7 protein-coding genes are annotated in these 14,645 nt (G+C 57.5%); 3 read left to right on the top strand and 4 right to left on the bottom strand.

Annotated elements, in window-relative coordinates:
- Positions 1–8 precede the first annotated feature (8 nt).
- The 4 genes from amt to Pla52nx_RS11290 form a co-directional block, all read right to left on the bottom strand.
- Complete coding sequence (amt, locus tag Pla52nx_RS11305) at positions 9–3,836, bottom strand: ammonium transporter (protein ID WP_146517857.1); 3,828 nt, start codon at positions 3,834–3,836, stop codon at positions 9–11.
- Positions 3,837–4,148: 312 nt separating this feature from the next.
- Positions 4,149–5,795 carry an FG-GAP repeat domain-containing protein gene (locus Pla52nx_RS11300; protein WP_146517858.1) on the bottom strand — a complete coding sequence of 549 codons (1,647 nt, stop codon included), beginning with the start codon at positions 5,793–5,795 and terminating at the stop codon, positions 4,149–4,151.
- A 43-nt stretch (positions 5,796–5,838) separates the two neighbouring features.
- On the bottom strand, positions 5,839–8,877 hold the full coding sequence (locus Pla52nx_RS11295) for an FG-GAP-like repeat-containing protein (protein WP_146517859.1): 3,039 nt from the start codon (positions 8,875–8,877) through the stop codon (positions 5,839–5,841).
- 140 nt (positions 8,878–9,017) lie between these two features.
- Entirely contained in the window at positions 9,018–9,533 is a 516-nt protein-coding gene (locus Pla52nx_RS11290; RefSeq protein WP_146517860.1) for an adenine phosphoribosyltransferase, read from the bottom strand.
- Positions 9,534–9,733: 200 nt separating this feature from the next.
- On the opposite strand from Pla52nx_RS11290, the gene Pla52nx_RS11285 reads away from it, so the two are divergent.
- From Pla52nx_RS11285 to Pla52nx_RS11275, 3 genes are read left to right on the top strand one after another with little or no spacing between them, the layout of a single operon-like run.
- Positions 9,734–11,548 (top strand): cyclic nucleotide-binding domain-containing protein, encoded by a 1,815-nt coding sequence (locus Pla52nx_RS11285; protein WP_146517861.1) that lies wholly within the window; start codon positions 9,734–9,736, stop codon positions 11,546–11,548.
- A 3-nt stretch (positions 11,549–11,551) separates the two neighbouring features.
- Positions 11,552–12,373: a hypothetical protein gene (locus Pla52nx_RS11280; protein WP_146517862.1), complete on the top strand. Its 822-nt coding sequence runs from the start codon at positions 11,552–11,554 to the stop codon at positions 12,371–12,373.
- A gap of 7 nt (positions 12,374–12,380) precedes the next feature.
- Complete coding sequence (locus Pla52nx_RS11275) at positions 12,381–14,582, top strand: hypothetical protein (protein ID WP_146517863.1); 2,202 nt, start codon at positions 12,381–12,383, stop codon at positions 14,580–14,582.
- Positions 14,583–14,645: the final 63 nt, after the last annotated feature.

The raw sequence follows: 14,645 nt of genomic DNA, 5'->3' as shown, positions 1-14,645 counted from the left end.
TACAGTTATCAAACGGATTGAAGCCAAGGGAGTTCGATTCGTCGATGCAACGATTCGATGATGTCCAGCACCTCAGCGGCGGCTGCGAGCTGGTTTTCTTTTGCGAAACGCTCCAGTGATTCAGCAGGAGACGTGAAACAGGCGAACCCCATCGTGCCACCGGCTCCCTTGAGCCAGTGAGCGTGTGATGCCAGTTCGTCAAAGTCACCGGCCTCGGCGGTTTTTCGCATCACGGTGATGCGTCCGGCGAGTTTCTCCGAGAAACTTGCAACGATTCTTTGGAATTCCTCCCGATCCGTGGGAAGCGTGGAGTGAATCGGCAAGTCCGACCCCGTCTCCGCGACCGTCCCCTCGGTTGCTGGATCGACTGCCTCTGCAATCGGAATTGAATCGACTTTGGTTTCTGTTGCGGTTGTCATTTCCGCAGTGAGACCGACGTTGTATCGGACGCAAGCAAGCAATTCGTCGATATCGATCGGCTTGCGGAGATAATCAGTGCACCCGGCATCCAAACATTTTTCTCGGTCGCCACGCATGGCGTGTGCTGTCAATGCGATCACTGGCATGGTGACGCCGTACTGACGTAGTTGTTTGGTGGCCGAATAGCCATCCAGCACGGGCATTTGCATGTCCATTAAAATCAAATCGTAGACCTGTTTGCTGTGCAAGATCGTGTCGACGGCTTCCCGACCATTGACCGTACAGACGACATCGGCACCGGCATCGATCAGCACCAGACTGATCAATTCACGATTGGTCTCACCATCGTCGCAGACCAGAATGCGAATGCCCGAGAGGGACGCAGTGGTAGTGGATTGACGTTGCGCCACTTGTCGGCGGTTGCTACGGATGGCTTCTGCTCGATTGCCCGCGATGATCGGGATTCCCGACAGATCGCCCGTTTCGATCCAGACGCGGAACGTGCTGCCCACCCCGACTACGCTCTCCACCGCGATGTCGCCGCCGAGCGCTTGGGCGATTTCTTGACTGATTGTCAGCCCCAATCCGGTTCCGCCGAATCGACGGGTGATCGAATTGTCGGCTTGATCAAACGGACGGAAAATGCGTTGCAGGTTCGAGCTTTCGATTCCAATCCCAGTATCTTTGACTTCAATTTTCAGCATCGGCTGCGAGCCGGACTGGTCCAATGATGCCAACAGCCGCACATGCCCGCGTTGCGTGAACTTGATCGCATTGCCGACAAGATTCATCAGCAACTGCCTCAAACGATCGGGGTCGGTGCAGATCGTTTCGGGAACACCTGTTTGCCATCGGCACTCCAGGTCCAATCCCTTTTCGATGGCCATCACGCGGAGGATCGACATGACTTCGCACATGATCTCATGCGGAGAGCAATTGCGACGATCGACTTCCATTCGCCCCGCTTCGATCTTGGTCAGGTCCAAGACATCGTTGATCAGCGTCAACAAATGGTGACCGCTGCTGTGAATGGTGTTCAAGTATTCCTGCTGCTTGGTCGGCTCAATGCTTCCCCGCCGCAGGACTTCGGTGAAACCCAGGATCCCGTTCAGTGGCGTACGAATTTCATGGCTCATGTTGGCGAGGAACTCGCTCTTGGACCGGCTTGCTGCTTGAGCAGCATCCTTTGCCACCATCAGTTCTCTGAGTTGCCGTTGTCGCTCGGTCACATCGTGCACACTGACTTGCAAGACATGATCGCCATCGACGTCGGCAAAACTCAAGACGATCTCACACGGAAACTCCGCCCCGTTGCGTTGCACACAGAGCCAGTCGAACGAGCAACTGCCTTGGGCAAGTGCTTGGTGCGAGTACTTGGCGAACAGGTCTTTGGAGGTCTCTCCGGTCGGCTGCTTGGCCGGAAACAGATCGCTCAGATCCGAGCCCAGCAGGGTTTGCGAGTCGGTGTATCCGAACAGTTTTGCCGCGGCATGGTTGCAATTGACCAGTTCGCCGTTTTGCAGAATCAGGATTCCATCGCTCGTCGAATTGAAAAGCGATCGGAACTTTTCTTCACTCAAGCGGGCCAACGATTCGGCCTCACGACGTTCTTGGATTTCGCGAGAAAGCCGTTGATTCAGTTTCGCCAACCGTCGTTTTTCCTGACGCAGGATCTCATTATTGCGGCGGTCACTGATGTCGATGATCGAACCTTCATAGGAGACTTCATCGCCGTGGTCGGGCAATCGCCTCGCGTTGACCGAGACCCAGATGACTCGACCGCCGAAGTGTTGCAACTCGACTTCGAATCCGGCAACGTCTCCTTGTTCGTCCAATTGCTCGGTCAAACGCTCCCAATCGGCCGGATCGTTCAGCAGATCCACCGCCGCATCATCGATCTGACGGATCACTTCTTTAGGAGATTCCAGGCCGATGATTCGAGCGAGTGAGTCATTGACGTGCAGGAACCGACCTTTGGAGGTGATTTGGAACAGCCCCTCGCGTGCGTTCTCGAACATTCCACGAAATCGGGACTCGGCGATGGAGAGTTTATTGGAGGTCTCGGCGTGTTGTGCGATTTCGGCTTCCACTCGTCCCAGTACGCGGTTGTAGTGTCGTGCGATGCCTCCCAATTCACTGAACCGAGTGGTTTCGACCCGGCGATTGAAACTGCCTCGTCGGCGGTGCCGGTCCATCTCGGCACTCATCTCCAGCAGTTCGGTATTGGCATCGTGTTCGATCACGTTCAACCCGATGCACTCGGCTCGTGGTGAAACGCGGAGCACTATCCATCGGTTGATGGCCCAGCAAGCCAGTGTGGTGCCGCCGAATGACCAAATGAAACAAATGACGACACCCGTGATTTGGACGCCCAGCTGTTCCCATCGAGACAGCCCTGTGTCCCAAGTCGACGGATTGCTGAGCAGTGCCACGGCAAGCGTTCCCCACACGCCGGCAATCGCGTGCGCCGAGACGGCACCGACCGCGTCGTCGACGCGCCAGCGATCCAAGTGGTACATCGCGATGGTGACCAACATGCCGCCCAACGCACCACAGCACGCTGCGGAGGCTGGTGACATGACGTGGCAACCTGCGGTGACGCTGACCAATCCGGCGATGATTCCATTGAGCGAATGCTCGACCACGGGACGACGCTGAATGGCTGACGAGAAAATCATGGACGTCAAACCGCCGAACATCGCTCCCAAGTTTGTGTTGAGCATGATCGAGGAGGCTTGACCGGTTACCGCCAAAGTGCTGCCGGCGGTCAAACCGAACCAGCCGAACCACAGGATCAAGGTTCCCACCGCGGCCATCGGCAAACTGTTTCCACGAATCCGATCAGAGCGACGTCCGAATCGACCCAGTCGAGGACCGATCCAAATCGCCGTGGCCAAGGCTGCCCAACCGCCCACGCTGTGCACGACGGTCGAACCGGCAAAATCGATGAACCCCAAACGCCTCAGAAACCCGACCCCACTGCCCTCCAGCAACCCGCCCCATGCCCAGTGGCCAAAGATCGGATACAGGGCGCCCGCGATCACGACGGTCAGCGCCAAGTAGCCGACGAAACGCATTCGCTCCGCAACGGCACCGGCGACGATCGTCGCGGCAATGCCACAAAACGCTGTTTGAAATACGATCAATGCGACTTGCTGAGGCGCAAAGCTCGCTCCTGGAAAAAAGTCACTGGTGCCCAGCAGTCCGAACTGGCTGGAGCCATACATGAAACCGAAACCGACGGCCCAAAACACACAGCCAGAGACGCACAAGTTCGCCAGGTTCTTCATGGCGACATTGATCGTATTCTTACTGCGCACCAGCCCGCTTTCCAGCAAACAGAATCCTGCTTGCATCAGCATGACCATCGCAGCCGAGATCAGAACCCAGGCCAAATCGACCGGCGAATCGAGCATAGCTAATCGTCGTGAGTGTTGGATGAATCGAAAGTTGTCCCCCGTGTCGGCAATCGTGCGTCATCAACGCTGCGATCCAACACGCAGACCAGCGAAGTCCTAATGACTGTTTTCCGTCGGTCCGTGCAAAGATAGGTTGCCAAAAAGCAACACAGCGGCCCCAGAATGCGAATTCCGGTTACAACGGTCGCACAGAATGTACGTCAGGCTTTCTAGCCTGACCTCAGCGCAATGTCAGCCTAGAAAGGCTGACGTACTTGTTTAGCCTGACCTCAGCGCAATGTCAGCCTGGAAAGGCTGACGTACTTGGGGTCAGTTTTCGTTGAACCAGATTTTCAGATCGGGTTGCCCGGCACGGGAACGATGAAAGGTTCCGACCGCCAAGTCGACTTTGCCGTTTGAGTCAAAGTCGCCGATCTCCAACGAAATGTGATGGTGGTCCCGAGCCTCAAGCTGAGTGGGAACGAACTTGCCAGGCTCGTTTTGCACCAACAAAACGATCGAGGATGTGTTTCGACCTGCGATGCTGTCGCCGATGGAATCGCTCAGGAGCGAACAAGCCGCAATATCCAAATCGCCGTCACCGTCGAAGTCAGCCGCCTTGGCATTCAATACGCCCGGCATGTTCAACAGATGGTGGTGGGTGTACGGATACTCGCCCTTGTTCTCCAACCACTGAACGCTGTGATGCGGTTTGGGTCCGCGGTCAAACGAGTCTCCGTTGGTGAACAGCACGTCGGTGTCGCCGTCTTGATCCAAATCCACCAACTCGATGCCGCTGGAACCGTATGCCGGGTCCGGCGCTTGATAGATGATCTGGCGACTGAACTTGCCGGTCCCGTCGTTGATGAATCCCTCCACCGCCTCCTGGTCTTGGCTGATCAATGCGACGAAATCGAGATGCCCATCGCCGTTCAAATCGATCGTCGGTACATGAACGGCTCCGTGGCGTTTGTCGATCAGCGACAACTCGAACCCTGGATGCAAGTCTCCTGTCGTGGGCTCGTTGCCGGTCAGTTCGTTCAAACGATTGCGCAGCAGCACGATTCGTCCGGTGCGTCGCCAACCAAAGATCCCCACCAACAGATCTTGATCTCCATCGCCGTCGAAATCTCCGGGTTGCACGTCGGCAACTCGGCTGATGTTCTGCAGTAGGACGGTCTTCTCAAATCTGTCCGAGTCGGCCGCGCGGCGCAACCAAATCACTTGCCCCAAGTCGCTGTCATTGGCGTTGAATTCTCCGATGTCAGCGACCACCAGTTCTTGCACTCCGTCGGAATCCAAATCGCACGTCTCGACGTGTACCGGTTGCAGCAACGTTGCGATCCGCGTCGACGTGTTGGTTGCTGCCGGTTCGCCCGAGTCCTTCGCGGCAGGCGACGGCCAGTAAGCTTTGACAGCGCCCGAGCCGACGTCACAGTACACAAGTGCCCGCCCGCCTCCGAATCCCAAATCGAGCCAGCGGACGTTGGTGACCGCCGCTGGTCGAGTGATGGCGGAGTCCGCGCTTGAAAAGTTCACCACCGTTTGGCGAAACTTGAGTGAGCAGGTCGGATAGTCATCAATCGCAGGGTCGATCTCCAGTTTCTCGGGCGCTTGCAATTGAAAATACTTCAACACGATCTCTTGTTCCGGTGGCGTCAAGTCCGTTCGTCCGGATTCCTGGTACAGCCGAAATCCCTGGGCGACTTCATCGGGCCACTCATCGCGCGCCGCGCTGCCCGGTCGGGGCATCATATGACAGTCGCTGCAAAAGCGTTCCACGTCCGTTTGCACAGAAGTCAGAAACGCAGCGTTCTGTGCGTCGGAGTTGTTCGTGCTGGATTCAGTGCCGGCGATGCTGGACGGCAAGTCGCGGTCGTTTGTGGAGCGTCCGCAGCCGACTGAGAACATGGCGACTGAAAACAGGCCAATCGCCACGCCAGTGAACCAGGGTTTGTTGAACAAAGGAAACTTCATCTGTGCCTAGGCTTGAATGGTTTGTGTTTGATGCTCGGCGATTTCAACCGTCACTCGCGTCAGCTTGCCCTTGAGTCAAAATCCAGGGTTGGTTGGGCGATAGGTTTTGCCAGGTTTGGATGTCGCCACCGGGCCATGTGACGCTAACCGTACAATCACCGGAGTATTCACCCAGCCCGAAACGGACGGACCGTTCATTACTACACAAGTATCCGTCGCCTGAGAGAACAAACTGCGTCTGCGTGCGGTCAGCATACCGCAGCGTCACCACGGCGCCGATCGCATCACGCTCGTCCGTGACACCCACCAAACGTATGGAGATCCAGTGAGAACCGCTGGGTTGTCCCATCAGTAACGCGGCGGCCTCTGTCTGATGCGTGACGACGGCATCCAATGCCCCATCATGATTGGCATCGATGGTCCACAAAGCGCGACCGACATGCGGATTCTGACCATAGCTGCCCGCGATCACACCGTCGGCTTGACGCCATTGGGAACCGTTTCGCGAAAAGACTTGCATCGGTTGGGCGTACATCGCCTTTTCTTCACCTCGTGAAAAGAGATCGACATGACCGTTGGTGACCACCAGCTCCAAGCTGCCATCGTTGTTCAAGTCCATCGCTTCGCTGCCGAACCCGACCAGGGGCACGGTGTCCGCGACGAGGTTTCGTCGCGCGGTGTCGTCTTGCCAAATGCCACCGCCCCAGTTCTGGTGAAACGTGTTGTACTCGCCGTCAAAGTTGGTGACGTAGAAATCGATATCGCCATCGCCATCCAGGTCGCCGGTCGCGATCCCCATGGAACCTTGCGCGACGGAGCGATCGTCCACGCCGAGGCCTCTCAGGATTCCCGATTCCGCCAGTGAAAAGGACTCCGCCCCCGACCGTTGCCAAAAATGATTCTCTGTCATGTCGTTGGCAACGAGAACTTCGTTACCCGGCTGATCGTCCAGGCTACCCACGACGATCCCAAGTCCGCGGCCGGGCACACTTGGATTTGCATTCCATTGCTCCGTTGAATCAACAAAGCCTCCGTCGGGTTGGGCTTCAAAAAACTGGTCACGCAACGCGGGGAATTTTGTCGGCGTGCAAGACCTCTCAGTCGTCGTTCCCGCCATCGGGCATCCATCGGTCACCGGCCCAAGTCCGGCGCAGTAGTTGACCACGATCAACTCTGGTAATGCGTCGCCGTTCAAATCCGCGATCGCTCCACTGGTCGACCAGGAGATATCATCCGGTGCGTTGATGGTGTTGCCGTGGTCGGCAAACGTGCCGTCGCCCCGGTTGATCAGCAACGCGTTCTGTCCGTAATTCAAAACCAACAGATCAGGGAAACCGTCCGCGTTGACATCGCCGACCGCAACGCCTTGTCCAAAGCCGCGATCATCAGTCCGAGATACTTGCGAGACATCGGCAAAGTGTCCTGACAAGTTTCGCATCAGTTGATTCGCCTGGGAGTCTTTTTTCGCAGGCATACCTCCGGCGCCGACGAAATAGAGATCACTCCATCCGTCCAAATCAAAATCGATCGTTCCGCCGCCGCAACCGAGTGTCTCATGCAACGAGATCCCTGGGGTATCCAGAGTTTCGCTGGTGTGCAGATCCACGATCAAACCACGTTCAGCGGCCTCGTTCTTCAATGCCCCGGCGAGCGTCAGACTCTCGTCGGTGGTGGTACTCTGATCGGTTGGCAGCGCCGGTTGTTTCGCTGCCGTCATGTCGTGGGTTGAAATCGCCAGAACCTCATTCTGTTGGAACTCGTCGATCGGCTGTGGCAGTTGCCATGGTGTTGATCCAGCAAGTGAGTTGACGATTTTGGCACGTTGAGCATCCAAGTCCACCGAGTCGTCTTCGGGCAATGTCATGCCGAATGCCGCCCACGCTTCGGCTTCCCAAGGCCGGCCCAGAGCGTCAATCGCATCGACAATCTCCGACACCATCGACCGCGATACGCGTCCGGTGCGAACGAAACGATCCTTCAACTGTTCCAATCTCGCAATCGCGACCGAATGTGAACGGATTGCGTCGACCATTTCGTCCGTGACTCGCTCGTCGGATTGACTCAACTGTTCAGCGGTGGTTGCCAAACGTGACCACGCGAGACTTTCATAGAATCGTCCGCTACGTGTTGCTTGCCAATACATCGCAACCGCAGCGGCAGCATCGTCACGGGATCGAGCCAGATCGCCACGGGCGATCCAGTAGGCGGCAAACTGCGAGATTCCGTCGGGAGCGTTCTCCTCCCAGGCTTCCAATTCGGACCACATGCCTTTGGCCGCATAGGCACGTCCCAACAATGCGTAGCTCGGCAGGTGCTGGGGAAACTGTTCCAGGATCGAACGCAGCAGCTCGATGCTTTGTTCATAATCACTGTCGTCAAAGAATGCTTTGGCGGTGCCCAACAACGGACGCCGATCGTCGGGGTACCGCTCCACCATGGCGTCCAATGGTTTTTCATCGAGCGATCGTTTGCCCGGCGCCGTGAACGACAACAATAGTTCTTCGTCGAACTTGCGATCTCGGATCAGTTGCTCACCGAGCGATTCGGCGGGCGAGTGGTTCTCTGTGCCGACGTAGAAGTCATAAAGCCAGCGTTTGGTTTCGTGCTGCTCGGGATGCTTGTCGACGGCGGCCCTCAGCAACTCCATACCGTCGTACAAGCGGCCGACTTCGACCATCGCAATCATGGCTTGACGCACACGAGCTTCGGAGCGGTAGCCTTCCAGCTGGCAAGATTTTCTCAGCAACTCGGCGGCTTGATTGGCGTCTCCCCCGTGGTGAACCACGCGTGCGACCAACGCCATTGCATCGGGATCGTCGCTGTTTTGTTCTTTGACCAGCGAGACCATTTCGCTGGCGCGTTGCCAGTCCCCGGTCTTGATCGACAGTTTCATCGTCCCCAGCGGGTTCGCGGGCACGTCGGGCTGCGCGGTCTCTTGTTTGGTGCCGGAGTTGCAACCGATTGACAGAACCAAGCAAGCAAGCAGAACGATGCAAGATCGGCAAGGCTTTGCCCGCAGCCAAGCCTTGCCTGAAACGGATGACGCGAAAGTCGAGGACGACGAGCGGAACGGTGATGTCATGGGCAATGTAAAGGAAAAAGCGAGGATGCTCCATTGTTTGTTTTCAATTGAGCACCCTCGCTGGGGAATCTTTTCCTGACATTGTATCCGATAGGACTCGGATCGGCTTACGGCGGGCTGTCATTGATTGGAGGACGTTATCAATACTTCATCACCGATTCGACGCGATAGGGTGCCAGTCTTGCTTCGCCGACCAAGTCCGTCAGGTGGATCAGGAACGAACAGCCGACGATCTCGGCACCGCACTTTTCCAGCAACCGGCAACAGGCTTCCATCGTTCCCCCTGTGGCTAACAAGTCGTCGACGATCACGACCCGCTGTCCGGGCTGCACTGAGTCGGTGTGCACTTGCAACTCGTCGCTGCCATACTCCAGGTCGTACTGATGGGTGTGAAATTCAAATGGCAGTTTGCCCGGTTTGCGAATCGGAACGAATCCCGCATTGAGCTTCATCGCCAAGGGGGTGGCGAAGATGAATCCGCGTGCTTCGGCAGCCGCGATCACATCAATGTCTTGTCCTAGAAACGGCTCGGCCAACGCGTCGGTCGCCGCTGACAACGCTTCCGGGCTCGCTAGCAAGGGTGTGATGTCGCGAAACAAGATCCCCGGCTTGGGGTAATCCGGAATGTCTCGTACAAAGCTTTTCAAGTCGATCATCAAGCGGGCTTTCGTTGTGATTGAGAGGTCTGTTTCAGAGCACCGAGGCGTCTTGCTGAGGCAAATCACAGCAGTTTGATCGGAGGTGGGCAACCCCACAAAGTTCACGACCAAGAGGAGCGAATTAGGGCAACCTGGGAGCAATAGGATGCCGAGATTCTATTGACTTTCGAGGCTCGGCACGTGTACGACCCGGTTTGATGGAACGATTGCAAACCATACCCGTGCAGCGTCCCAGTCGCTGGGACGAACCGCTGGACGCGTCGATGACCGATGCCGACGTCTCGTGGCTGCGCTCGCGTGGACCGTTCAACCGCATGGATCCGGCGTCATTTCCGCGTTCCATCCCGCTGGACGGAGTGCTCAAGTACGACTGTCGGCTGAACCGTTGCGAGCCGGGTGAGATCATTGTTCGCGAGGGAGACTACGGCAACAGCGCGTTCTTGGTGATAGCGGGCGAAGTCTCCGTGGTTGCTCACGCATTGTCACCCGAGCAACTTGGACGCACGCCCGAGCCGCCGATGAGCTGGGGTGACGCGTTGAAACGTTTTCTATGGCCGTCGCCCTTCCCCGAAACACGCTCTGTCTCGCAAATCACACCTCGATCCCCCGGGGGCAAGGAAACAACGGAGCAAACGATCCGTCAGGTCGATGATCGCCCAGCGGTGTTCTTGCAGGATTTTGACGCCGTCCTGCGTGCAAACGATACGGTGTCCTTGGGACCCGGCGAGTTGTTCGGCGAAGTCGCTGCGATGTACCGTTCGCCTCGAACCGCCACCGTGATCGCGACCACCGAAGCCACTTTGCTGGAGATCCGTTGGCAAGGCTTGAGGGTGATGCGGAGAGACAAAGGCTTTGCCGATACATTGGAATCGCACTACCGAACGCACTGGCTGCCCGTGCACTTGAAAGAGCTGCCCCTGCTGCGTCACCTGCCCGAACAGAACCTGCAGAACGTGATTGCGGCCACCCAATTGCGATCCTACGGACGTATGGAGTGGAATGCCGACTACAAAAAGACTCGTACTCTGCCCGCCGCTGCACAGATCGAATCCGAACCATTGGTTGCCACGGAAGGCAACATGCCGACGGAGCTGGTGATCGTTCGCAGCGGCTTTGCTCGAATGTCTCAGCAGCACGGTGCAGGACACCGAACAACGGCCTACTTGGGCGCCGGACATATCTTTGGTCTCGATGAGATCGCGTACAACTCGCTGCGGGATCAATCCTTGCCGCCCCGTCGGCTTGAGAACTCGCTACGCGCCGTCGGTTTCTTGGACGCCATCACCATCCCGGTCGAGACGTTTGCGCACGATATCCTGCCGCACGTCCGCAAGAGCGAATTGCCGGAGTCCGCGGCAGAAATCATGACTCGGTTCACCGAGAAACGCACCGAGCGTCGGCGCAGCGAGCGACGAAACCAGAACTCACCGATCGATGAAGACGTCCAGCATGCGTCCGGTGCAACGTTCGAATCCACAGGATTGCTGGAGTTCATTGTTCAGAATCGCCTCAACAACGGTCGTCAAGCAATGGTGGTTGATTTGCACCGCTGTACGCGATGTGATGATTGCGTGAAAGCCTGTGCGAGCGTGCACGACGGCAATCCGCGATTCGCACGTCAGGGCGTCAAGTACGATCGATTGCAGTTCGTACAGTCGTGCATGCACTGTACCGATCCGGTTTGCATGATCGGATGCCCCACCGGAGCGATCAGTCGCAGCAAGACGACGGGCGTCGTTTCGATCCACGAACCCATCTGTGTCGGCTGTGGTGTTTGCGCTGCGGCATGCCCCTACGAGAACATCAAGATGGCGGACGTCTTTGATGCCAGCGGCCGCGCTTACACCGACACCGACAGTGGCAAGGCGATTCGCAAGGCGACGAAGTGTGACATGTGCGAAAGTTCGCCAAGTGGCCCGGCATGCGCCGCCGCTTGCCCGCACGACGCGCTGGTGCGAATCGACTTGTCGGAATCCCCGCCGTTGACGACTTGGTTGGAGCGTCGGAGCTAAAGAATGAATCAGCTTCATCTCAGGACACGACGCGTGATCGGACTGTCGATCACGCTGGCTGCCATCGCCGTTTGCTACATCATCTATCGTTGGCTCAACGATCGGCTGTTCAACGCTTCGGTGATGACCGGTTCGACGATCCTGGCCTGTCTGTTCTTGTTGATGTTGATCGGATTTCGCCGTCGATTGCCGATCCTGCCGCTGGGCAGCGTCAGCACTTGGACTCAGGTCCATATTTACGTCGGCATCTTTTGCTCGGCGGTCTACATCATGCATGTTCCGGCGTTTGTTGCCGGAGGCGTGTTTGAGTGTGGTTTGTCACTGCTGTTCTTGCTGGTTTCGGCAAGTGGCTTTTACGGTTTGTACGCCAGTCGCACCCTGCCCAGACGCCTGACGGCGGTGGAAGGACAGCATCGGTTTGATCAAATGGGTTGGCATCGTTGTCAGATCGCCGAGACCGCCGCGTCGACGCTTTCTGCCGACGAGTCGATGATCGCCGGCGACGTCTTGCCCCTGTTTTACAAAACCTATTTGACGTCTTTCTTTGGGCGACGCCCATCGATCAGCTACGTGCTGTTTCCAAATGGAATTCGACGACGTCGGCTGTTGGGCGATCTGAAAGAACTGGATCGTTACTTGGAAGACGACGGCCGACGCACCGCCGGCAAACTGGCTGCGCTGATCCGTCAACGCGACGATCTCGATTACCAGTTCGCACTGCAACTGCGATTGCGTCTCTGGCTGGTCATCCACGGTGTGTTCTCGGTTGCCTTGATCGCCGCATCCGTCGTCCATGCCGTAATGGCATTCCGATTCATTCAATAGACCAGCGATGAGACGCGAAGAACTGAGCCTGCCGCAAAACCCCAAACGGGATCGTCCCAACGATCGCTGGACGTGCGGGCGTGTCTGCGATCAGAAATGCGGCAAAGACGCGAAGCGTGAACTGCCACAATGCGCTCACGGCCCGAGTCGAGACGGCCGATGCCCTGTCTTCCCGGCATGCAAACCACGGCGAAGCTGGGCGGGTTGGCGTCGTCGGATCGCTGTGGTCTGCCTGGCCACGTTCTGCATGGTTTTGATTGTGGCAAACCAACATTGGTTGCTGCCCTCGGTGATGAAACCCGGTGAGTTGACCCAACCGCACGCGCAAATCCTTTCCGGCACGCTCACCAGTCAGCGTTGTGCCGCGTGCCATGAACCCGATGCGCTGTCGATCTCAGCTTGGTTCTCGTCCGCCGCCGGCTCCGGGCACGAAAACGTGCTGCAGACCGATCGTTGTATGGATTGCCATCACTCCACGATGGATCGTGACCTGGCTACGATGGCACACAATCTGCCATCGGTCGAACGCCAAAACCGCAGCGAACGAATCCGGCTGACTTCCTTGGAATCCGGTAATCCCGTCAACGATTCTCGCTGGACAAAGACTTCACTGGATCAAGACAACATTCAATGTGCGACGTGCCACAAAGAACACCGGGGCGCTGAGGCCGACATGATGGCGTTGTCTGATGCGCAATGCCAAACCTGTCACTCACGCGATTTCGGCGGCTTTGCCGCATCGCACCCCGATTGGAAAAGCTGGCCGTACGGACGCGGTGGGGAGATCGCTTTCAATCACGCAACACACGCCGGAAAACACTTTCCTGCTACATTGGTTGATGGCACCGCAACGGTTTTTGCCTGTGGCAAGTGCCACCCGTCACAAAACGATTCCAATACGGCAACCTTGGCCAACGCTCGTTCGCTCGGCGGCGAACTGCTGAGAACGGCCAGCTACGAACAAGCCTGCGCGAGTTGCCACGATCAATCTCTGGACATCCAAGTCGCCAGCGGAATCGAATTGGCATCGCTGCCGATCGTGCCTCAGCGGGTTTCCAAAAAAGTGGCTGGGTGGCCGGAGAACGCGACGGGGTTTTACGACGGTCGACTTTCACCGCTCGCTCAGCTCTTGCTGCGTGGTGATGAATCTGCCGCACGCGCGATCCGCAATGTCCCCGATGGCGATTTCTCCAAGTTACGTCCCGACTCCAGCGTCTCGGACTCGGCCGCCCTGACGATCGCGACGCAGTTGCAAGCAATGATGCTGTCCTTTGCCAGTGAAGGTCAAGCCGACTGGACTCAGCGGGTCCGCAGCGGTGGTGCCGCGCCGGCGTCAACGCTGCCGATCCTACGCTCGTTGCCTCCACAGTTCATCCAAGCGATCTATGACAAATGGTTCCTCGATGATCCTCAGCCGTTGAGCACGGACGCAGCCAGCCTTGCGCCGCACGAGCGATTTCCCTCGCGAACGATCCTCAGGGTCAACTGGCAGCCGGACGACCTGCTGTTGGATGATTCCCCCAGCAGTGATTCACTCGGCGGTGACGCTCTCTTGGCTGACGACGTGCTGGCTGGCGACGTGCTGGCTGATGACGTGCTGGCTGATGACGTGCTGGTTGGCGGCGACGGCTTGCTGAACGAGGATGGCTTGCTGGGCGAACCCTTGGGCGATGCGTTGATTGAAGATGCGTTGTTGGAGGACCCGCTCGCAGCCGACTCGACATTGTCGGACAAAACGCCACAGGTCCGTCAACCTCACGATTTGGTTTCCGCAGGCGGCTGGTATCATGACGACTTGCGCATGGCGATCGTCTATCGAGGATCAGGGCACGCGGATCCTGTCTTGGTGGCTTGGATCGATACGCTGGCGCAACTTGCAAAAACGGACCCGATCCGCGTGCAGGCCGCCGAGCACCCGTCCGTCGCCGCCTGCATCGCTTGCCATCCGAACTCGCTTTCGATGCCTGGACAATGGCGGGCAGCCTCGTTGGTGGGACGAAAAAGCGAGTTCACAAAGTTTTCCCATCGCCCGCACTTGAATGTTTCTCAACTGGGGGATTGTCAGCATTGCCACGTCATCAACACACAGCCACAGGCGCTGGTCGATTTCCACCCGCTGACCAAGCAAGCCTGTACGGCGTGTCACCTCCCCACCGCCGCCGGCGACCACTGCGTGACCTGCCACCGCTACCACATCGACATGCGATAGACGCGTCAAATTCCGATCCCCGATTCGATCAACAAGCCGCTTGCGGCAGCTCGATGAGCTACA

Source organism: Stieleria varia, assembly GCF_038443385.1.
Lineage (GTDB): Bacteria > Planctomycetota > Planctomycetia > Pirellulales > Pirellulaceae > Stieleria > Stieleria varia.
The sequence above is the reverse complement of the archived record's forward strand: the minus strand, read 5'-3'. Positions and strand labels throughout refer to the sequence as shown.

What these genes read in the sequence shown, in the direction of transcription:
- Pla52nx_RS11300 (WP_146517858.1), bottom strand. Translation starts at nt 5,795, where the DNA reads ATGAAGTTTCCTTTGTTCAACAAACCCTGGTTCACTGGCGTGGCGATT.
- Pla52nx_RS11285 (WP_146517861.1), top strand. Translation starts at nt 9,734, where the DNA reads ATGGAACGATTGCAAACCATACCCGTGCAGCGTCCCAGTCGCTGGGAC.
- Pla52nx_RS11275 (WP_146517863.1), top strand. Translation starts at nt 12,381, where the DNA reads ATGAGACGCGAAGAACTGAGCCTGCCGCAAAACCCCAAACGGGATCGT.
- Pla52nx_RS11295 (WP_146517859.1), bottom strand. Translation starts at nt 8,877, where the DNA reads ATGACATCACCGTTCCGCTCGTCGTCCTCGACTTTCGCGTCATCCGTT.
- amt (WP_146517857.1), bottom strand. Translation starts at nt 3,836, where the DNA reads ATGCTCGATTCGCCGGTCGATTTGGCCTGGGTTCTGATCTCGGCTGCG.
- Pla52nx_RS11280 (WP_146517862.1), top strand. Translation starts at nt 11,552, where the DNA reads ATGAATCAGCTTCATCTCAGGACACGACGCGTGATCGGACTGTCGATC.
- Pla52nx_RS11290 (WP_146517860.1), bottom strand. Translation starts at nt 9,533, where the DNA reads ATGATCGACTTGAAAAGCTTTGTACGAGACATTCCGGATTACCCCAAG.